This window comes from Teichococcus aerofrigidensis (genome assembly GCF_054073225.1).
In genome coordinates, this window is the sequence record NZ_JBSXMU010000016.1 from 1 (window position 1) to 20289 (window position 20289).

General features: G+C 72.6%; 21 protein-coding genes. 16 read left to right on the plus strand and 5 right to left on the minus strand.

The annotated features are described in order from the left end of the window. The 11 genes from ACVMLK_RS05955 to ACVMLK_RS06005 form a co-directional block, all read left to right on the plus strand. Positions 1-488, plus strand: a 488-nt coding sequence (locus tag ACVMLK_RS05955) for a nucleotidyltransferase family protein (protein WP_457485875.1), incomplete at its 5' end; no start/stop codon positions are given. Next, on the plus strand, positions 485-976 hold the full coding sequence (folK, locus tag ACVMLK_RS05960; protein ID WP_422924430.1) for a 2-amino-4-hydroxy-6-hydroxymethyldihydropteridine diphosphokinase: 492 nt from the start codon (positions 485-487) through the stop codon (positions 974-976). The genes ACVMLK_RS05955 and folK, both read left to right, overlap by 4 nt. A gap of 79 nt (positions 977-1055) precedes the next feature. Further along, positions 1056-1451 carry a DNA-directed RNA polymerase subunit omega gene (gene rpoZ / locus ACVMLK_RS05965; RefSeq protein WP_198364705.1) on the plus strand — a complete coding sequence of 132 codons (396 nt, stop codon included), beginning with the start codon at positions 1056-1058 and terminating at the stop codon, positions 1449-1451. Positions 1452-1533: 82 nt separating this feature from the next. After that, on the plus strand, positions 1534-3825 hold the full coding sequence (locus tag ACVMLK_RS05970) for a RelA/SpoT family protein (protein ID WP_457485876.1): 2292 nt from the start codon (positions 1534-1536) through the stop codon (positions 3823-3825). 31 nt (positions 3826-3856) lie between these two features. After that, the gene (acpS, locus tag ACVMLK_RS05975) at positions 3857-4270 is read left to right on the plus strand and encodes a holo-ACP synthase (protein ID WP_198364703.1); all 414 of its coding nucleotides are present in this window, start codon (positions 3857-3859) and stop codon (positions 4268-4270) included. A gap of 85 nt (positions 4271-4355) precedes the next feature. Then, the gene (locus ACVMLK_RS05980) at positions 4356-4931 is read left to right on the plus strand and encodes a hypothetical protein (RefSeq protein ID WP_370591910.1); all 576 of its coding nucleotides are present in this window, start codon (positions 4356-4358) and stop codon (positions 4929-4931) included. After that, a complete protein-coding gene (locus ACVMLK_RS05985) occupies positions 4928-5431 on the plus strand; it encodes a hypothetical protein (RefSeq protein ID WP_198364702.1) in 504 nt (167 codons plus the stop codon). The genes ACVMLK_RS05980 and ACVMLK_RS05985 overlap by 4 nt, the downstream gene beginning before the upstream one ends. Positions 5432-5489: 58 nt before the next feature. Then, positions 5490-8027 (plus strand): ligase-associated DNA damage response DEXH box helicase, encoded by a 2538-nt coding sequence (locus ACVMLK_RS05990; RefSeq protein WP_457485877.1) that lies wholly within the window; start codon positions 5490-5492, stop codon positions 8025-8027. A gap of 48 nt (positions 8028-8075) precedes the next feature. After that, positions 8076-8804: a ligase-associated DNA damage response endonuclease PdeM gene (gene pdeM / locus ACVMLK_RS05995; protein ID WP_198364700.1), complete on the plus strand. Its 729-nt coding sequence runs from the start codon at positions 8076-8078 to the stop codon at positions 8802-8804. Then, entirely contained in the window at positions 8801-10237 is a 1437-nt protein-coding gene (locus ACVMLK_RS06000; RefSeq protein WP_457485878.1) for a cryptochrome/photolyase family protein, read from the plus strand. Before pdeM ends, ACVMLK_RS06000 begins: the two co-directional genes overlap by 4 nt. Then, positions 10234-10971, plus strand: a complete 738-nt coding sequence (locus tag ACVMLK_RS06005; protein WP_198364698.1) for a metallophosphoesterase — start codon at positions 10234-10236, stop codon at positions 10969-10971. The genes ACVMLK_RS06000 and ACVMLK_RS06005 overlap by 4 nt, the downstream gene beginning before the upstream one ends. A 116-nt stretch (positions 10972-11087) precedes the next feature. Here ACVMLK_RS06005 and ACVMLK_RS06010 read toward each other — a convergent pair whose 3' ends face one another. Further along, positions 11088-12062, minus strand: coding sequence for a Bug family tripartite tricarboxylate transporter substrate binding protein (locus ACVMLK_RS06010; protein WP_457485879.1), 975 nt, complete (start codon positions 12060-12062; stop codon positions 11088-11090). Positions 12063-12271: 209 nt separating this feature from the next. Between ACVMLK_RS06010 and ACVMLK_RS06015 the strand changes: the two genes are divergently transcribed. Together ACVMLK_RS06015 and ACVMLK_RS06020 are read left to right on the plus strand one after the other, a co-directional pair. Next, positions 12272-12613, plus strand: coding sequence for a carboxymuconolactone decarboxylase family protein (locus ACVMLK_RS06015; RefSeq protein ID WP_198364696.1), 342 nt, complete (start codon positions 12272-12274; stop codon positions 12611-12613). Then, positions 12610-13551: an NAD(P)-dependent oxidoreductase gene (locus ACVMLK_RS06020; protein WP_457485880.1), complete on the plus strand. Its 942-nt coding sequence runs from the start codon at positions 12610-12612 to the stop codon at positions 13549-13551. Before ACVMLK_RS06015 ends, ACVMLK_RS06020 begins: the two co-directional genes overlap by 4 nt. 55 nt (positions 13552-13606) lie before the next feature. On the opposite strand, the gene ACVMLK_RS06025 is transcribed toward ACVMLK_RS06020, so the two are convergent. Both ACVMLK_RS06025 and ACVMLK_RS06030 read right to left on the minus strand, forming a co-directional pair. Continuing rightward, complete coding sequence (locus ACVMLK_RS06025) at positions 13607-14533, minus strand: NAD(P)-dependent oxidoreductase (RefSeq protein ID WP_457485881.1); 927 nt, start codon at positions 14531-14533, stop codon at positions 13607-13609. Further along, positions 14530-14934: a carboxymuconolactone decarboxylase family protein gene (locus tag ACVMLK_RS06030; RefSeq protein ID WP_198364694.1), complete on the minus strand. Its 405-nt coding sequence runs from the start codon at positions 14932-14934 to the stop codon at positions 14530-14532. Before ACVMLK_RS06030 ends, ACVMLK_RS06025 begins: the two co-directional genes overlap by 4 nt. Positions 14935-15098: 164 nt before the next feature. Here ACVMLK_RS06030 and ACVMLK_RS06035 point away from each other — a divergent pair, with 164 nt between their 5' ends. Beyond that, positions 15099-15815: a GntR family transcriptional regulator gene (locus ACVMLK_RS06035; protein ID WP_457485882.1), complete on the plus strand. Its 717-nt coding sequence runs from the start codon at positions 15099-15101 to the stop codon at positions 15813-15815. 4 nt (positions 15816-15819) lie between these two features. Here ACVMLK_RS06035 and ACVMLK_RS06040 read toward each other — a convergent pair whose 3' ends face one another. After that, positions 15820-16146, minus strand: a complete 327-nt coding sequence (locus ACVMLK_RS06040) for an NIPSNAP family protein (RefSeq protein ID WP_198364692.1) — start codon at positions 16144-16146, stop codon at positions 15820-15822. A 178-nt stretch (positions 16147-16324) separates the two neighbouring features. Here ACVMLK_RS06040 and ACVMLK_RS06045 point away from each other — a divergent pair, with 178 nt between their 5' ends. Next, positions 16325-17677 carry a hydantoinase/oxoprolinase family protein gene (locus ACVMLK_RS06045; RefSeq protein WP_457485883.1) on the plus strand — a complete coding sequence of 451 codons (1353 nt, stop codon included), beginning with the start codon at positions 16325-16327 and terminating at the stop codon, positions 17675-17677. Beyond that, entirely contained in the window at positions 17674-19311 is a 1638-nt protein-coding gene (locus ACVMLK_RS06050) for a hydantoinase B/oxoprolinase family protein (RefSeq protein WP_457485884.1), read from the plus strand. The genes ACVMLK_RS06045 and ACVMLK_RS06050 overlap by 4 nt, the downstream gene beginning before the upstream one ends. Positions 19312-19359: 48 nt before the next feature. Here the strand turns inward: ACVMLK_RS06050 and ACVMLK_RS06055 are convergent, their stop codons facing one another. After that, the gene (locus tag ACVMLK_RS06055; RefSeq protein WP_422925347.1) at positions 19360-20283 is read right to left on the minus strand and encodes a dihydrodipicolinate synthase family protein; all 924 of its coding nucleotides are present in this window, start codon (positions 20281-20283) and stop codon (positions 19360-19362) included. Positions 20284-20289 lie beyond the last annotated feature (6 nt).

A 20289-nucleotide genomic window follows, 5' to 3' on the forward strand; every position in this document is an offset into this window, starting at 1 on the left:
CCGGGCCGGTGATCGTCGTCACCGGCCATGAGCGGGAGCGGGTGGAGGCGGCGCTGGCGGGCTGCGCGGTGCGCCTGGTGGCGGCGCCGGACTATGCCGCGGGGCTTTCGGCCTCGCTCAGGGCCGGACTCGCCGCCGTGCCGGAGGCGGCGGAGGGCGTGCTGGTCTGCCTGGGCGACATGCCGCTGGTCACCACCGCCATGCTCGACCGGCTGATCGAGGCCTTCGATCCCGAGGAGGGCCGCGCCATCGTGCTGCCGACCCATGCCGGGCAGCAGGGCAACCCGGTGCTCTGGGCCCGCCGCTTCCTGCCCGAGATGCAGCGCCTGACCGGCGACGCGGGCGCCCGCCGCCTGCTGATCGCGCATGCCGAGCAGGTCGCCGAGGTGGAGCTGGAGGACGCCGTGCTGCGCGACTTCGACACGCCGGAGGCGCTGCGCGCCGCGCCCGACTTCGCGCCCGCCGACCCCGCCGGACAGGTCCCATGATCCTGATCGCGCTCGGCGCCAACCTGCCCGGCCCGGACGGCGCGGCGCCGCTCGCCACCTGCCGCGCCGCCGCCGCGGCGCTGGACGGGCTGGCGGGCCTCCGCCTCGTCGCCCTCTCCGGCTGGTGGGAGACCGCGCCGGAGCCGCCGCTGCCGGGCGCGCCGTGGTACGTGAACGGCGTCGCCCGCTGCGAGGGGGCGCCGGAGCCGGACGCCCTGCTGCGCGCGCTGCAGGGGCTGGAGCGGGAAGCGGGGCGGGAGCGGCCCTATCCCAACGCGCCCCGCACGCTCGATCTCGACATCATCGACCTGAACGGGACGGTGCGGCGGGGGCCGGACCCGCTCCTGCCGCATCCGCGCGCGCATCTGCGCCGCTTCGTGCTGCAACCGCTCGCGGAGGTGGCGCCGGAATGGGTGCATCCGGCGCTCGGCCAGGGCGTCGCGGCCCTGCTCTCCGGCCTGCCGGAGGCCGGCATGCGTCGGCTGTAGGTCCGCCGGAACACTTGCCTTTCGCGGGTGCGGTGGTTATCTCGGGGGTTCAGCACAGTATTGAGTTGGAGGCCGCCCCATGGCCCGCGTCACGGTCGAAGACTGCATCCTGAAGATTCCGAACCGCTTCGAGCTGGTTCTGCTCGCCGCCCAGCGCGCCCGCAACATCAGCCGGGGCGAGGAGCTGACGCTCGATCGCGACAACGACAAGAACCCCGTCGTCGCGCTGCGCGAGATCGCCGACGAGACCGTGCCGCTCGACTCGCTGCACGAGGACCTGGTGAAGTCCCTGCTGCGGGCGCCGGAGCCGGAGCCGGTGGAGGAGGAGGTGATCGACCTCATCGCCACCGACGAGAACATCTTCGGCGTCATGGATGTGAACGACGAGCCCCTGCCGGAGGCCGGCGGCGAGGATCTCTCGCCGGATGACATCGAGGCGGCCATCGCCGCCGAGCTGGGCGGCGGGCGCCGCTGAGCCGGGGGCGCGCTTGAAACCGGCGGACGGGCTCCCGCACGACCCGTCGCCGCGCGCACCCGAGGGGTTGCCGGGCCCCGCCATGGGCGTCGCCCCGGTGCCGTCTGCCCCGGTGTCGTCTGCCCCGGTGTCGTCTGCCCCGGTTCCGAACGGAACGGTGGCACCTCCCGCCGAGCCGGTCATCGAGACGCCGGGATCCGAGCTCGCCCGCCGCGTCGCGGCCTATGACCCGCGCGCCGATGTGGCGCTGCTGGAGGCGGCCTACAACATGGCCGCCACCGCCCATGCCTCGCAGGCGCGGGAGAATGGCGAGCCCTATATCACCCATCCTCTCGCCGTTGCCGGCATCCTGGCCAGCTACCGGCTCGACACCGCCACCATCGCCACCGCCCTGCTGCATGACGTGGTGGAGGATACCACCATCTCGCTCGCCGAGCTGGAGCGGCGCTTTGGCGGCGACATCGCCCGGCTGGTGGACGGCGTCACCAAGCTGACCCGCCTGGAGCTGCAATCCGAGCGCACCAAGCAGGCCGAGAACTTCCGCAAGCTCGTCCTCGCCATGAGCGAGGATATCCGCGTGCTGCTGGTCAAGCTCGCCGACCGCCTGCACAACATGCGGACGCTGCACTTCAAGCCGAAGCCCGAGAGCCGCGCCCGCATCGCCCGCGAGACGATGGAGATCTACGCGCCGCTGGCCGAGCGGATCGGCATGGACGCGGTCAAGACCGAGCTGCAGTCCCTCTCCTTCCGCGAATTGCAGCCCGATGCCTACCAGACCATCACCGCCCGCCTCGCCTTCCTGCGCGGCCAGGGCGCCGACCTGATCGACGATGTCGCGGCCGACCTGCGGGCGAAGCTGAAGGAGGCCGGCATCCCGGTCATCGAGGTGACGGGGCGCGAGAAGTCGCCCTACTCGATCTGGCTGAAGATGCACGAGAAGAAGGTCGAGTTCGAGCAGCTCTCGGACATCATGGCCTTCCGCATCGTCACGACGGACAAGGCGAACTGCTACGCCGCGCTGGGCGCCATCCACTCGGCCTATCGCGTGGTCCCCGGGCGGTTCAAGGACTACATCTCGACACCCAAGCCCAATGGCTACCAGTCGCTGCACACCGGCGTCACCGTGCCGGAGCGGCGCAACGCCAAGATCGAGGTGCAGATCCGCACGCCGGAGATGCACGAGATCGCCGAGTACGGCGTGGCCGCGCACTGGATGTACAAGCAGGGCGGCGGCGGGGCGTCGGAGGGGCCGAAGCGCCGGCGCTACCCCTGGGTCAAGGAGCTGCTGGAGATCCTGGAGACGGCCGCCGAGCCGCAGGACTTTCTGGAGCATACCAAGCTCGCCCTGCACCAGGACCAGGTCTTCTGCTTCACGCCCAAGGGTGACCTGATCGCCCTGCCGCGCGGCGCGACGCCGATCGACTTCGCCTACCAGGTGCATAGCCAGGTGGGCGACGCCTGCGTCGGCGCCAAGATCAACGGCCGCATCGTGCCGCTCCGGCACCAGCTCGAGAATGGCGACCAGGTCGAGATCATCACCGCGCGCGGCGGCACGCCCAACCCGGCCTGGGAGCGCTTTGTCGTCACCGGCAAGGCCAAGGCGCGGATCAAGCGCTTCGCCCTCGCCCGGCAGCGCAGCGAGTTCCAGGAGCAGGGCCGCAGCGCCATCGCCAAGGCCTTCCGCCAGGAGGGCCTCGACTTCGCCGAGAAGCTGGTGGAGCCGGCGCTGAAGGCGCTGAAATACACCAGCTTCGAGGATCTCTGCGCCGCCGTCGGCAACGGCAATCTCGGCGCACGGGAGGTGCTGCACGCCGCCATCCCCGAGCTGCGCGGCCCGCCCCGGCCGATGGACCACCTGCCGCTGGCCCGCGCCCGCGGCAAGCCCGGCGCCACCGTCATGCGCACCGAGCGGCGGCGCGAGGCCGCCTCGGGCATCACCGGGCTGATCGCCGGCATGGCGGTGCAGTTCGCGGGCTGCTGCCATCCGGTGCCGGGCGACCGCATCGTCGGCATCGTCTCCACCGGCAAAGGCGTGACCATCCACAAGAGCGACTGCCACAACCTCGAGGCCCTGGCGGCGACGCCGGAGCGCTTCATCGACGTGGACTGGGACTACGAGGCGGGCTCGGGGGGCGGGCATCTCGGCCGCATCGATGTCGTCACCGCCAATGAGGACGCCGCCGTGGCCGCCATGACGGTGGCCATCGCCAAGCAGAGCGGCAAGCTGCACAACCTGCGCTTCACCCATCGCGGCACCGACTTCGCCGAGCTGGTGGTGGATCTGGAGGTCAGCGACCTGCGGCACCTGTCCAACATCGTCGCCTCCCTGCGCGCCTGCCCGGGCATCATCCAGGTCGAGCGCAGCAAGGGATGACGCCGCGCGCCGCCGGCGGTAAGCCACCGGGATGATCATCGGCCTCGGCAACGACATCGTCGACATCCGCCGCATCGAGCGGTCCATCGAACGCTACGGCGCGCGCTTCCTGGAGCGCGTCTTCACCCCGCTGGAGCGGCGGAAGGCCGAGAGCCGCACCGAGAAGCTGCGCGCCGCCACCTACGCCAAGCGCTTCGCGGCCAAGGAGGCGGCCGCCAAGGCGCTCGGCACCGGATTCCGCCAGGGCGTCTTCTGGCGCGACCTCGGCGTGGTCAACCTCTCCTCCGGGCAGCCCTCGCTGCGCCTGACCGGCGGCGCGGCGAAGCGGCTGGACGCCATCACGCCGCAGGGCTTCGGTGCCCAGATCAGCCTGACCATGACGGACGAATACCCCTATGCCCAGGCCGTGGTGATCATCGCCGCGGTGCGCATCGCGCCGGTCTGAGCCGGGCCTTCGGAGCCGGCGGCTCGACCCGCGAAGGCCGAACGGCTATGCCGGAACGATCGGGAATCCACGGAGGCGCCGGGCCGTGAAGCGCGTGCTGCTGTTGGGGCTGCTTCTGCTGCCCGGTTGCAATGCCCTGCTGACGGAGGGCACGGCCGATCTCGCCGGTCTCGCCGGCGCCGGGATCTCCAAGGCCGTGACCGACAATGGCGCGGTCGCCGCCGGTATCGGCCTCGGCGTGCAGACCGTGGCGCGGGCCGGGCTGCAGTACACGCAGCGGCGGATGCAGCGTGCCGAGCAGGACAGCATCGCGGCGGCGGCCGGGCCGCTCCGCATGGGGGCGGTGGCGAGCTGGTCGGTCAGCCACGCCATCCCGATCGCCGACAACCACCAGGGCGAGGTCACGGTCAGCCGCGAGATCGGCGCCCTGGGGCTGGCCTGCCGCGAGATCGTCTTCTCCGTCCAGCGCCAGCCGCCGCCGGCCGAGGTGCAGGCCAGCGCCGTGCCTCCCATCGCGCCGCAACCGCCGGCCGGCCCCGGAGTGGCCGCCGCGCCGTCGCCGGAGAAGGACTTCTACACCGCCATCATCTGCCGCCAGGGCGAACGCTGGAAATGGGCCAGCGCCGAGCCTGCCACGGAGCGGTGGGGCTCCCTGCAATGAGGCTGGCGCTCCGCGCCGGCGCCCTACTGCTCGCCCTGCCGCTGCTCGGCGGCTGCGAGATCGCCGGCGGCATCGCCGGTGGCGCCAGCGGCCTGGTGACCGGCGCCGTGACCACCAATGTGGCCGTCGGCTACGCGGTCGGCCTCGGCGTGCGGGTGGCGACGGACGCCATGGTGGCGAGCTGGATGCGCGGCCTCCAGCAGGACGAGCAGGACGCCATCGCCGCCGTCATCGGCGACCTCGGGCCGGAGGAGGTCCGGCCTTGGAAGGCCGGGCATGGCCTGCCCTTCGGCTACAAGGACGCCGAGGGAACGGTGCGGCTGGTCCGGCTGCTCGACACGCCCCTGGCGCAATGCCGCGAGGCGCTGTTCACCCTGGCGGGCGAAACCCCCGAGGGCCCGCCCGCCGGGATCTTCGTCACCACCGTCTGCCGGCAGTCGGAGGGCTGGAAATGGGCCATCGCCGAACCGGCCGTGGAGCGCTGGGGCGCGTTGCAGTAGCCCCGCTGAACGGCCAAGCTTGGCAGAGCCGCGCCGTGGCGCCATACCGGGCGTCTCCATGGGAACATTGCCGGAACCCTTCGCCCGCTGGTTCACCGCCCGCGGCTGGCGGCCCCGCCCGCACCAGCTGGCGATGCTGGAGGCGGCGCGCCAGGGCCGCTCCGCCCTGCTGGTCGCGCCGACCGGCGGCGGCAAGACGCTGGCCGGCTTCCTGCCCAGCCTGATCGAACTGGCCGGGGCCGATGCGGGGGAGCGGCTGCACACCCTCTACATCTCGCCGCTGAAGGCGCTGGCGGTGGACATCGCGCGCAACCTCCTGGCGCCGATCGAGGAGATGGGCCTCACCATCACGGTCGAGACCCGGACCGGCGACACCCCGGCCAATCGCCGCGCCCGGCAGCGGCAGGCCCCGCCGCAGATCCTGCTGACCACGCCCGAAAGCCTGACCCTGCTGCTATCCCTGCCGGATGCGGCGGCCTTCTTCGGCGGGCTCAGGCGGGTGGTGGTGGATGAGGTGCACGCGCTGGCCGGCACCAAGCGGGGCGACCAGCTGGCCCTCTGCCTCTCCCGCCTCTCGGCCCTGGCGCCCGGCTCCTGCCGTGTCGGCCTCTCCGCCACGGTGGCGCATCCGGAGGCCATCGCCGCCTGGCTGGCGCCGGATGCGCGCGCGGGGTCCGTGGCGCAGGTCCGCGCCACGGGCGGCGCGGCGCCGGCGCTCGATGTCATCCTGCCCGCCGGCAAGCTGCCCTGGGGCGGGCATATGGGCCTGGCCTCGATGCCCGATGTCTATGAGCGGCTGCGCCGGGCGGCGGTCAGCATCGTCTTCGTCAACACCCGCGCCCAGGCCGAACTCTGTTTCCAGGCGCTGTGGAAGCTGAACGACGACAACCTGCCGATCGCGCTCCACCACGGCTCGCTCACCATCGAGCAGCGCCGCAAGGTCGAGGCCGCCATGGCCTCGGGGCGGCTGCGCGCCGTGGTCGCCACCGCCTCGCTCGATCTCGGCATCGACTGGGGCGCGGTGGACCAGGTGATCCAGGTCGGCGCGCCCAAGGGCGTGGCGCGGCTGCTGCAACGGGTCGGCCGCGCCAATCACCGCATGGACGAGGCCTCCTCCGCCCTGCTGGTGCCGGCCAACCGGTTCGAGGTGATCGAATGCCGCGCCGCCATCCAGGCCGTGGCGGCGGGCGAGGTGGATGGCGATCCGCCGCGCCCCGGGGGGCTCGACGTGCTGGCGCAGCACATGCTGGCCATGGCCTGCCACGGCCCCTTCCACCCGGACGAGCTCTTCGCCGAGGTGACGCGCGCCGCGCCCTATGCCGCCCTCTCCCGCCGCGATTTCGACGACACGCTGCGCTTCGTGGAGGATGGCGGCTACGCGCTCGCCGGCTATGAGCGGTTCCGCAAGCTGTTCCGCGACAGCGAGGGCCGGCTGCACCCGCGCAACGGCCATGTGGTGCGGCAGTTCCGCATGAACCTCGGCACCATCGTCGAGACGCCGCTGATGAAGGTGAAGCTGCGTGGCGGCCCGGTCCTGGGCGAGGTGGAGGAATGGTTCGTCTCGACCCTGGAGCCGGGCCAGTGCTTCGTCTTCGCCGGCCGGCTGCTGCGCTACGAGCGGCTGGAGCCCATGGCCGTCGTCGTCTCGCCGGGTGGCGAGGGCGAGCCGCGCGTGCCCGCCTATGCCGGCAGCCGGATGCCGCTCTCGACCCATCTGGCCCGGCGCGTGCGCGCCATCCTGGCCGATCCGCGGCAATGGCGCGCCCTGCCCGAGCCGGTGCGGGAGTGGCTGCGGCTGCAGCGCCATGCCTCCGAGCTGCCGGATCGCGAGGGGCTGCTGGTCGAGACCTTCCCGCGCGAGGGGCGCTGGTTCCTCGTCGCCTATGCCTTCGAGGGGCGGCTGGCGCATCAGACGCTCGGCATGCTGCTGACGCGGCGGATGGAACGGATGGGCCAGGCGCCGCTCGGCTTCCTGGCCACCGACTATGTCATCGCCACCTGGTCGGCCTTCCCGCCCACCGACCTCGACCATCTCTTCGCCGAGGATCTGCTGGGCGAGGAGCTGGAGGAATGGATGGCCGACAGCTCCATGCTGCGCCGGACCTTCCGCAACATCGCCACCATCGCCGGGCTGCTGGAGAAGAACCATCCCGGGCAGGAGAAGTCCGGCCGGCAGATGACCATGTCGGCCGACCTGATCTACGACGTGCTGCGCCGGCACGAGCCCGACCACATCCTGCTGCGCGCCACGCGGGCCGAGGCGGCGGCGGGCCTGACCGATGTCGGCCGCATCGGCGCGCTGCTGGCGCGGGTGCGCGGGCGCATCCGCCACGTCGCGCTCGACCGCGTCTCGCCGCTGGCGGTGCCGGCGCTGATCGAGGAGGGTCGCGAATGGGTCTCCGGCAGCGCCGAGGACGCGCTGCTGGCCGAGGCCGAGGCGCTGGTCGAGGAGGCCACCGACGGCGCCGACCACTTCACCGGCAGCCTGGGCCTGGAGATGCTCTATCCGCCAGCGCCGGAACCGCACCCGCCCCGCACGCGCCGCCCCCGCCCGGCGCGCCGCGCCAGCCACCGCCTGCGCCACGGCGCCGTGTGAAGAACCCCCTTCCCGCCCGCCCCGCCCTCCGGTAACGCAGTTGAAGCAATGATTTCCGCGCCCTTCCACCTCGCCGGCGAGCGCCTGGCCCTCGATCCCGCCGGGGTGCTGTTCTGGCCCGCCCGCAAGCTGCTCGCCGTCGCCGATCTGCACCTCGAGAAGGGCAGCCACTTCGCCATGCGGGGCCAGATGCTGCCGCCCTATGACACGCGCGAGACCCTGGCGCGGCTGGCCGCGCCGTTGCGCCGCTACGCGCCGGAGCAGATCGTCTTCCTGGGCGATTCCTTCCATGACGCGGCCGGCGCCGGCCGCCTGGCCACGGCCGACCGCGCGGCGCTCGGCGCCCTGCTGGCCGGGCGGCAGGTGTGCTGGGTGCTGGGCAACCACGATCCCGTGGCGCCGGCCGGCCTGCCGGGCGAGGCGGTGGAGGAATTCCGGCTCGGCCCGCTGGTGTTTCGCCACCAGGGCGTGCCGGGCAGCGGCGCCGGCTTCGAGCTGAGCGGCCATTTTCACCCCAAGGCCAGCATGCCGACGCGCTGCGGCCCGGTGACGCGGCCCTGCTTCCTGGCCGATGCGCGGCGCGTGCTGCTGCCGGCCTTCGGCGCCTATACCGGCGGGCTCGCCATCACCGCCCCGCCCATCGCCGCGCTCTTCCCGCGCGGCGGCCGCGCCTTCCTGCTGGGGCGCGAACGGCTGTTCAGCGCGGCGGTGGGGCCGATGCGGCATCTGGCGGCGGCCATGGCCATGCCGGCGCCCGAACCCACATCCATCGCATGAGCGAGCCCCTTTCCCTCCTGTGGCTGCGGCACGACCTGCGGCTGGCCGACCATCCGGCCCTGGCCGCCGCCGCGGAAGGGCAGGTGCTGCCGGTTTATGTTCTGGACGAGGCGGCGGCCGGCCGCTGGGCGCCGGGTGGCGCGGCGCGCTGGTGGCTGCACCACTCCCTGGCCGCGCTCTCCGCCGCCTACCGCGACCTTGGCGTGCCGCTGCTGCTGCTCCAGGGCGAGGCGGCGCGGCTCCTGCCCCGGCTGGCCGAGGAAACCGGCGCCGCCTCCATCGCGGTCAGTGCCGGCATCGCCCCCTGGGCGCGCGCACAGGAGGCGGCGGTGGAGGCGGCCCTGGCCCGGCAGGGCCAGAGCCTGAACCGGCATCCCGGCGCCACCCTGCTGCCGCCCGATCGGCTGCGCACCGGCCAGGGCAGGCCCTATTCCGTCTACACCCCCTTCGCCCGCGCGGCCCTGGCCCTGGGCGAGCCGCCGCCGCCCCTGCCGGCCCCGGACCGGCTGCGCGGTCCCGCCCGGCCACCGAAGGGCCTGGCGCTGGAGCGGCTCGGCCTGCTGCCGCCGCGGCGCGAGGGAGACTGGGCCGCCGCCTTCCCCGAATACTGGACGCCCGGCGAGGCCGGCGCCGAGGCACGGCTGCGCGAATTCCTGGAGGACGGCCTGCCCGACTACGCCCGGGGCCGCGACCGGCCGGGCGAGGACGGCTCCTCCCGCCTCTCCCCCCACCTGCACTGGGGCGAGATCTCGCCCCGCCGGCTCTGGCACGCCACGCGCGGCGGCGGCGCCCCCGCCGGAGCGGCCGACACCTTCCTGCGCGAGATCCTCTGGCGGGACTTCAACCACAGCCTGCTCTGGCACCGCCCCGAGATGCCGGAGCAGCCGTTGCGCGCGGCCTACCGCGACTTCCCCTACGAGCCCGACCGCCGCCTGCTGCGCGCCTGGCAACGGGGGCTAACCGGCTATCCCATCGTCGATGCCGGGATGCGCCAGCTCTGGAAGCATGGCTGGATGCACAACCGCGTGCGGATGATCGCCGGCAGCCTGCTGGTGAAGCACCTGCTGCAGCCCTGGTGGGAGGGCGAGGCGTGGTTCTGGGACACGCTGGTCGATGCCGACCTCGCCAACAACAGCGCCAACTGGCAGTGGATCGCCGGCTGCGGCAGCGATGCCTCGCCCTATTTCCGCGTCTTCAACCCCGTGCTGCAGGGCGAGAAGTTCGACCCCGAGGGCAGCTATGTGCGGGACTTCGTCCCGGAACTGGCGAAGCTGCCGTCACGGTGGCTGCACCGCCCCTGGCAGGCCCCGGCGGCGGTGCTGGAGCAGGCCGGGCTGCGCCTGGGCGAGACCTATCCGGCGCCGGTGGTGGATCACGAGAGCGGGCGCGCGCGCGCCCTGGCGGCGCTTCGTTCGTTGAAGGCGGGGAGATGACCGGACCGTCCTTCGCCCTGCTGACCCGGCTCAAGCACGACTTCAGGGGGCTGCGCGTGGTGGGCGACGTGCATGGCGACGCCCGCGCCTTCGCCAGCGCCATCGAGGGCGCGGCCGAGAAGCGGCTCTTCGTGCTGCAGCTCGGCGACCTGACCGACCGGGGGCCGGACAATCCCGCCACGCTGCGCATGGCCTTCGACCTGCTGGACAGCGGGCAGGGCCTCTTCATCCTCGGCAATCACGACCACAAGCTGCGCCGCGCGCTGGCCGGCGCCATGGTCCGGCCCGACCCCGAGGGGCTCGGCGTCACCCTGGCGCAGCTCGAGGCGGCCCCGGACGGCGCGGCGCTGAAGCAGCGGGCGCTCGCGGCCATCGCCGCCGCCCCGGCCTGGATCCGTCTCGGCCCCTGGCTCTTCGTCCATGGTGGCTTTCATCCGCGCATGCTGCGCGAGCCCTCGCCGCCCGATGCCGGCTCGGCGAAGCCGGAAGGGCTGGTCCCGCGCGCCCTGTTCGGCCAGGTGACAAGCCGGACGCGGGAGGACGGCTATCCCGAGCGGCTGCACAACTGGGTGCACCGCATCCCCTCGGGCATCACCGTCTATTGCGGCCACGAGCTTCGCAGCCTGAACGGCCGCCCCTTCGTCGCCGTCTCCGCCGCGGGGGGGCGCGCCGTCTTCCTCGACACCGGCGCCGGCAAGGGCGGCCACCTCTCCTGGATCGACCTGCCCTGGTAGGAAGCCCGGCGCCCATCGCGTTCTCCGTTCGCACCGGCTCACGGCAAACGCGCTGTGTCATGAGCTCGATCGCGTGAGTCACGCCTTTCGGTGAAGCCACCTCAGGCGATCACGCTCTACTGCGGCGTGATGCCGGCGTCCTTCACCACCTGGATCCAGCGCTCGACATCGGCCGCGATGCGCCGCCGCAGCACCTCGGGACCCCGCTCCTCCGGCGCCGGGGCGGTCGTCGCCAGCTCGGCGAAGCGGCTGGCCGCGGCCGGACTGGCCAGCGCCGCCTCGACGGCCTCCCCCAGGCGCCGCGCCGCCGGAGCCGGGATGTCCCTGGGCCCGACGATGGCGTTCCAGATCACCATGTCGAACTCGGGCACGCCGGCCTCGGCGAAGGTGGGCACATCGGGCAGCTGCGCCAGGCGCCGGCTGCCGGTCACGGCCAGGGCCCGGGCGGTGCCGCCCCGATGGGCGGGGATCATCGTCACTGTCTGGTCGATCACCGCGTCCACCGTGCCGGAGGCCAGGTCGCTCATCGCCGGGCCGGCGCCGCGATAGGGCACCAGGGTCGCCTGCAGCCGGGTCAGCGACAGCAGATAGGCGGGCGCCAGATGGCCGGTGGTGCCGGTGCCGGGCGTGCCGAAGGTCACGCCGTCGCCGCGCTCGCGGATGCGCGCCAGCAGCGTGCCGAGATCCCGCGCGCCCGACTTGTTGCTGGCCGCGATCACCATCGGCACATTGGCGACGATGCCGATCGGCGTCAGGTCCTTGCGGGGGTCGAAGCCCAGCTCCTTCGTGATCGCGACATTCGCGGCCAGCGAGCCCAGGTTGCCGAAGCCGATGGTGTAGCCATCGGGCGCCGAGCGCACCAGGCGCTGCATGCCGACGATGCTGCCGGCGCCGCTGACATTCTCGACGACCACGTTCTGGCCGAGGTTCTCCGCCATGCCCTGCGCCATCAGCCGGCCCAGCGCATCGAGCGTGCCGCCGGGGGCGGAGGGCACGATCATGGTGACGGTGCGGGCCGGGAATTCCTGCGCCACGGCGCCGCGGCCGCAGCACAGCGCCAGGACCGTCGCGATCCAGAACCTGCGTCGCATGGACAATCTCCTTCCTGTGTCGTCGAGGCTTCTTCGTCGGGCAAGCCCGAGGGCCGCCCGCCTCGGCCGGTGCATTGCCGGTAGCCCACCCCGATTTTGTCTGTCAATCTTACGAAGCATTGCCGGACGCCTCCAGGGGCCATAAGCTCCGGTCCGGGACGAAACCGACCGGACGCGGAAGGCGGCCGGCGACGCCAGGAGTGCCAGGAATGAGCAAGCCCATCCCGCAATCCGCGCAGCGCGACCGCGTGCGCAAGACGGTGCCGGCGCTGGTCGCCTACACGGAGGGCGTGGTCTACAGCGATCTCTGGGAACGCACCGATCTCTCCAAGCGCGACCGCAGCCTGGTGACGGTGGCGGCCCTTGCCGCCACCTACCGGCCCGAGCAGCTCAGCGTGCATATCGGCCGCGCCCTCGACAACGGCGTGACACAGGAGGAGATCGCCGGCGCCATCACGCATCTCGCCTTCTACGCCGGCTGGCCCGCGGCGATGTCGGCGGCGCAGGTGCTGACCGAGGTGCTGGAGAAGCGCGGCGGACCCACGGCATGAAGGTCGGGTTCATCGGGCTTGGCACCATGGGTGCCAGCATGGCCGCCAATCTCGCCCGCGCGCCGGGCGTCGAGCTTGTCGTCCACGACATGCGGCGCGAGGCGGCGGCGAAGCTGGAGGAAGGCGGCGCGGGCTGGGCCGCGACGGCGCGCGACCTCGGCGCCGCCTGCGAGGTCGTCTTCACCTCCCTGCCCGGCCCGAAGGAGGTCGAGGCGGTGGGAGCCGAGCTGATCGCCACGATGGCGCCGGATGGCGTCATCGTCGATATCTCCACCAACGCCGTGTCCGCCGTGCGGGCGCTGCACGCGGCGGCGGCGGCGCGCGGGCTGCATGTGCTCGACGCGCCGATCAGCGGCGGCCCGCGCGGCGCCGCCACCCGCAAGCTCGCCTTCTTCGTCGGTGGCGACAGGGACATTTTTGACCGCGTGCGCCCGCTGCTGGACGCGATGGGCGACCGCGCCATCCTGGTCGGCGACATCGGCGCCGGCAGCATCGCCAAGCTGGCGCACAACCTCTCCGGCTATGCGCTGAACGCCATCATGGCCGAGGTCTTCGCCATGGGTGCCAAGGCCGGGCTGGAGCCGCTGGCGCTCTACGCCGCCATCCGCCAGGGCGTGCACGGCCGCCGCCGCACCTATGACGGCGTCACCGAGCAGTTCCTGCCCAACAGCTACGACCCGCCCGCCTTCCAGCTGCGGCTCGCGCACAAGGACGTGTCTCTGGCCTGCGCGCTGGGACGCGAGGTCGGCGTGCCGATGCGCTTCGCCGCGCTGACGCTGGAGGAGATGACGGAGGCGCTGAACCGGGGCTGGGGCCACCGGGATTCCCGCTCCGCCATGCTGCTGGAGCTGGAGCGTGCCGGCGTGCGGATCGCCGTCGACCGCGCGGAGATGCAGGCGGTCATCGACGCCGATGGCGCGGAGCCGCCGCGCCGGTGACGGGAGGCCAGTGACGGGAGGGAGGCGGGGGGATCGCCCTCCCGACTCCGCCGCCTCAGTCCGGGCGGTTGCCGCCGCCCAGGGCCTCGCCGGCCAGGCGCTCGGAGAACTGCGCCATGGCCGTGTGGTCCATCCCCGGCCCCAGCAGCTTCACCGCGCTGGCCCACATCTCCCGGCACAGCGCCGAGAAGGGCGCCGGCGTCGCCGTGTCGCGCGCCACTTCCAGCGCCACGGAGACATCCTTCGCCATCAGTTCCAGCCCGAAGCCGGCATCGAAGCGGCGCGACAGCACGAACTGCTTGAACTTCTTCTGCGTGCTGTTGTTCATGCCGGTGGAGTTGTTCAGCACATCGACCATCTGCGCCGGGTCGAGGCCGAAGCGCTGGCCGATCAGCAGCGCCTCGACGCCGATCAGGAAGCCCGCCGCGCCCATCAGGTTGTTCAGCGCCTTCATCGCCTGGCCGGCGCCGACGCCGCCGACATGGGTCAGCGTCGTGCCCATGGCACGCAGCAACGGCTCCGCGCGCTTCACCTCGGCCTCCGCGCCGCCGATCATGATGGCCAGCTCGCCGCTGACGGCACGTGGCACGCCGCCCGAGACCGGGGCGTCGATCATCGCGACGCCCCGCCCCGCCAGCGCCTCGGCGAAGCCGCGCGTCGCCGTCGGCACGCCGGAACTCATCTCGATCACCAGCGCGCCGGGCGCGAGCGCGTCGCGCATCGCCGCGACGGCCTCGCCGACATGCTTCGAGGTGGGGAGGATGGTGATGACGGCATCGGCGCCGCGCACGGCGGCCGCCGCGTCCGCCGCCGCCTCGCCGCCGACCTCCTGGGCGAAGCGCGCCGCGCGCTCCGCCGCCACGTCGCAGGCAACGACCTGGAAGCCGGCGCCCACCAGCCGGGCGGCCATCGGCCAGCCCATATTGCCGATGCCGATGAAGGCGACGCGATGCGGCGCGCCGCCCTGCACGGGGGTGCTCACTTCTTCGCCGGCTCGCCGGTCAGCGCGCCTTCCTTGACCAGCACCTCATGCGCCGCCTTGAAGGCATCGAGCCCGGCCGGGATGCCGCAGTAGACCGTGGCGTGCAGCAGGATCTCCTTGATCTCCTCGACGGTCAGGCCATTGGCCAGCGCGCCCTTCACATGCAGTTTGATCTCCGGCGTCTTGCCGAGCGCGGTCAGCATGGCGAGGTTCAGCATCGAGCGCTGCTTGCGGTCGAGTCCGGGCCGGGTCCAGGCATAGCCCCAGCACCACTCCGTGGTGATGTTCTGGAACGCCATCATGAAGTCGTCGGCGCGGGCGATGCTGCCATCGACATACTCGGCGCCGAGCACGGCGCGGCGGACCTCAAGGCCCCGTTCGAACAGATCTTTCTCGGACATCGTGATCTCCCTTCAATGACCTGAATGTAGATAGCTGTATGATTGTCTGTCAATAATGGAGAATACTATCCGGCCGCCGGTCTTTCGCTGGACGCCACGCACCCGCGTCGCCAGATTGCGGAAGGCGGAGGCGGCGGGAGCTTCCGCAAGGATACGGGACTGGAATGCCGGACGATTCTTTGCAGATCACGCCACAGCCGGTGCGGCGCCAGGTGGAGGAGCGCCTGCGCGACGCCATCATCACCAGCCGCTTCATGCCGGGCGAGCATCTCTCCGACCGCAAGCTCTGCGACCTCTTCGGCGTCAGCCGCGGCGTGATCCGCGAGGCGGTCCGGCTGCTGGAGGCGGAGGGGCTGATCGTCGTCGTGCCCAACCGCGGCCCCTTCGTCGCCTATCTCTCGGCCGCCGAGGCGACCCAGGTCTACGAGGTCCGCTCGGTGCTGGAGGCGCTGGCGGGACAGGGCTTCGCCGAGCGCGCCTCCACCGAGGAGATCGCCGAGCTGCGCGCCGTCTTCGAGGAGATCGCCGCCACGCCGCCGGGCGCGGACCGGATGGTCCTGCTCGGCCTGAAGCGCCGCTTCTACGACGTGCTGCTGCGCGGCTGCCGCAACACCTACGTGGCGCGGATGCTGGATCAACTGCTGAACCGCAATTCGCAGCTCAGGGCCACCACCCTGTCCGATCCATCGCGCCTGCCGCACACCGTCGCGGAGATCCGCCGCATCGTCGAGGCCGTCGAGCGGCGGGACCGCGAGGGCACCTGGCAGGCCTGCCGCGAGCATGTGATGCAGGCGGCGCAGGTCGCGCTCCGCATCCTCAACGAGCACGCCGCGGCGGCCGCCAGCCGGCCGGCCCCGGCGCCGCGCCGCCGGTCCCGCTGAACCCTCACCGCACCGAGGAGAAGCCTGTCGGCTGCAGGATCAGGTTGCTGATGCTGGCGACGATGGCGCCGTCGCGCTCCGTCTCGGCCCGCTTCGCGATCCATTCCGGGTCAGCCTGGAAGGCGTTCCACTTCGCCTCCCGCTCCGCCAGGGATTCCCATTCGAGCAGGTAGTAGAGATCCTGGTTGGAATCGCCGATGGCCACCGTCCAGAACCCCGCCTGGCGGATGCCGTGCTTCTGCCAGATGCCGAGGGTGATGGTCTCGAAGCGCTTCAGCAGGGCCGGCAGACGGCCGGAGACGCAGTGGTAGATTCGCAGTTCATGGATCATGGAACGTGTCCTCGTGATGTCGGTCGGGCATTGGGCCGCGTGACGAAGGGGACGTCCAGCCCCCGCGCCGCCTTCGCGGTCATGGGCGCGGCGCGGCCTCGCCGCCAGGCGCCTCGGCCAGCCGCAGCGCCGCGCCGAGATCGGCCACATCGGGCAGCCCGGCCAGGGCTTCGCCGAGTTGCCCGCCCCGCCCCTCCCCCAGCGCCGCGCCGGCCGCCGCCGCGCCGCGGCGGCGGGGCTCCCGCCGGCCCGCCTGCTGCTCTCGGGCCCGTCGGGCGGCGCCCTGGCGACGCTGCGCATGGCCGAGGCGCTGGCGCGGCCGAACCTGCTCGGCGTCGACATGGGCGGCACCAGCTACGATGTCTGCGTGGTGCGCGACGGCGCGGTGACGCGCATGACCCAGGGCGAGATCGACCACCTGCCCGTCCGCCTGCCGATGATCGAGATCCGCACCATCGGCTCCGGCGGCGGCTCGCTCGCCTCGGTGGACGAGGCCGGGCGGCTGAAGGTCGGCCCGCGCAGCGCCGGCTCGCGCCCCGGCCCCGCCTGCTACGGGCGCGGCGGCACCGAGCCCGCCGTGACCGATGCCAATCTCGCCCTCGGCCGGCTCGATCCACGCTTCTTCCTGGGCGGGGCCATGCCGCTCGACGCCGCGGCCTCCGCGCGCGCCGTGGCCGAGCATGTCGGCGCGCCGCTCGGGCTGGAGACGCCGGCCGCCGCCGCCGGCATCCTGGCCGTGACCGACACCAACCTCGCCGCCGCCGCCCGGCTCAGCCTGTTCGAGAAGGGGCTCGACCCGCGCGACTTCAGCCTGCTCTCCTTCGGCGGCGCCGGCGGCCTGCACGCCATCCCCGTGGCCGAGGAGCTGGGCATTCCGGAGGTGATCTTCCCCGCCGATGCCTCGACCTTCTCGGCCTTCGGCATCCTGCATTCCGACATCGTGCACGATGTGGCGCGCAGCCGCGTGATGCCGGCGGCGCCCGAAAGCCTGGCCCGCATCGGCGACTTTCTCGATGCCCTGCGGCAGCAGGGCGCGGCGCTGCTCGACGCCGATGGCGTGGCACCGGCGGACCGGCGCCTCGCCGTCGCCGCCGATCTGCGCTATCGTGGCCAGGCCTTCGAGCTGGTGACCCCCTGGGAAGAGCCGGCGGCGGAGCCGGCGGCGCTGGAGCGGCTCCTGGCCGCCTTCCACGCCGCGCACCGGCAGCGCTTCTCCTACAGCAACCCCGAGGCGCCGGTGGAACTGGTGGCGCTGCGCCTCAGCGCGACCGGCCTGCTCGCCAGGGCCGAGGCACGCCGCGCCCCCGGACGCGGCGCCGAGCGCGCGCCCGAGGCCCGGCGCGTCTGGCTCGGCGATGGCTGGCGGGAGGTGCCGGTGCATCAGCGCGAGCGGCTCACCGGCCGCATCACCGGCCCGGCGCTGATCGAGGAAGAGTACACCACCATCTATCTCGGCCCCGGCTGGGACTGCGCGCCCGGGCCCGAGGCCACGCTGATCGCCCGCCGCGCCGGCACGGAGGCCGCCCGATGAGCCCCTCGCTCGACCCTGTGGCGCTGGAGATCCTGCGCAACGCCCTGACCGCCGCCGCGGCCGAGATGGACGTCACGGTCTGGCGGACCAGCCGCTCGACCATCGTGCGCGAGCTGCTCGACTACTCGACGGCGATCTTCGATGCGGAGGGCTACAATGTCGCCCAGTCGGCGCGCATCCCGCAGCATCTCAACTCGATGAGCACCGGCCTGCTCACCGTGGTGCGCGACTTCCTGCCGCTGGACGGGTGGGAGGATGGCGACGTCGTCATCACCAACGATCCCTATTGCGGCGGCCAGCACATCCCCGACATCCTGGCCTTCCGCCCGGTCTACGCGGAAGGCCGGCGCGTCGCCATCGTCGGCACGCTCTGCCACCATCTCGACATGGGCGGCATGGCCGCGGGCTCCTACGCCGCGGCCGCGACGGAGGTGTTCCAGGAGGGGCTGCGCATCCCGCCGCTGAAGCTCGTGAAGGGCGGGGTGCTGAACGAGGATGTCCTGGCCATGATGCGGCAGAATGTCCGCCGGCCGGACATGCTCTGGGGCGACCTTCAGGCGCAGCTCGCCTCGCTCTCCGTGGGCGAGGCCAATCTTCGCAAGCTGGCGGGGCGTGTCGGCGCCGCGACGCTGGTCGAGGCCTGCGCCCGCATCCTCGACGGCTCGGAGCGGGCGATGCGCGCCATGATCGGCCGCATCCCCGACGGGCGCTATGAATTCGAGGACTTCCTTGATGACGACGGCATCGATCCCGAACCGATCCGTATCCACGCGGCGGTGGAGGTGAAGGGCGAGGAGATGGTGATCGACCTCTCCGGCTGCGGGCGGCAGGCGGTGGGGCCGGTCAATGCCACCCTCGCCTCCTCGGGCTCGGCCGTCTCCTACGCGGTGATGGCCATCGCCGATCAGGAGATTCCGCCCACCGCCGGCTGCTACCGTCCCGTCACGGTGATCGCGCCCGAGGGCAGCATCGTCAACGCGCGCCATCCGGCCCCCGTCGCCAACCGCGTCGCGGTCAGCCACCGGCTCGCCACCACGCTGCTCGGCGCGCTACACCAGGCGGTGCCGGACCGCGTGCCGGCGGCCTATTACGGCGTCTCCTACGTCTGCTCCTTCCAGACCATCGGGGCGGATGGCGAGCGCGGCGTGCTGGTGGAGATCGAGGTGGGCGGCAGCGGTGCCCATGCCGACACGGACGGGCTGAGCGGCTACACCTACGGCATGCACAACAACTCGAACATCCCGGTGGAGATGATCGAGAGCGAGTTGCCGCTGACGCTCACGGGCTACGGCCTGCTGCCGGATTCCGGCGGGGCGGGGCGGCAGCGCGGCGGGCTCGGCCTGTTCCGCGAATGGCGCATCGACAGCGTGGAGGCGATCTTCACCGCCAACCTGGAGCGCTTCAGGTTCCGCCCCTACGGGCTGGAAGGCGGCGAGCCCGGCCGCGCCGGCGCGCTCTGGCTGATCCGCGACGGCGAGCGCAGGCCGCTGGGTTCCAAGGTGAACAACCTGCGGCTGATGAAGGGCGACGTGATCCGGCTGGAGACCTCGGGAGGTGGCGGCTATGGCCGGCCGGAGGATCGGGCGGAGGCGGCGCGGCGGACGGACCGCGCGCTCGGCTACGTCACCGCCTGAGGGTCGCAGGAAGCGTCCGGGGGAGCCGCGCCCCCCCGGAGGCCTGCCCTACTTCCCCCAGCGCAGCGCCATCGCGTCGAGATCGCGCGCGATCTCGATCAGCCCCTGGCGCGCCGCCGGATGCAGCGGCGGCAGAGGTGCGCGCGGTGCGTCGCAGGCGATGATGCCGCCTTCCCGCATCAGCGCCTTGGCCGCCAGCAGCCCGCATTGCCGGTTCTCGTGGTTGATCAGCGGCAGCCAGCGATGGTATCCGGCCTTGGCCGCCTCCCGGTTGCCGGCCAGATAGTCGCGGACGATCGGCACCAGCCCGTCCGGATAACCGCCGCCGGTCATGCTGCCCGTGGCCCCGGCGTCGAGGTCGGCCAGCAGGGTGATCGCCTCCTCGCCGTCCCAGGGGCCCTCGACCGCCTCGCCGCCCTCGGCGATGAGCTGCCGCAGCTTGGCGGCGGCGCCCGCCGTCTCGATCTTGAAATAGGCGACATGCGCGATCTCGCGCGCCATCCGCGCCAGGAAGCCCGGCGGCAGCGGCGTGCCGGCGGCCGGCGCGTCCTGGATCATGATCGGGATCTCGATCGCGTCGGACACCGTGCGGAAGAAGTCGAAGATCGCCGCCTCGCCGAAGCGGAAGGTGGCGCCGTGATAGGGCGGCATGATCATCACCATGGCCGCGCCCTGCTCCTGCGCGCGGCGGCTGCGCGCGGCGCAGATCCGCGGGCTGGTGTGCGTGGTGGTGACGATCACCGGCACCCGCCCCGCGACGTGGCGCAGGATGGCCTCGGTCAGCACCTCCCGCTCCTCATCGGCGAGCAGGAACTGCTCGGAGAAGTTCGCCAGGATCGAGAGCCCGTCCGAGCCGGCCTCGATCATGAAGTCGAGGCAGCGGCGCTGCCCCTCCAGGTCCAGCGCGCCATGCTCGTCGAAGATCGTCGGCACCACCGGGAACACGCCCCGGTACAGCGTCGGATGCGCCATGTCTTG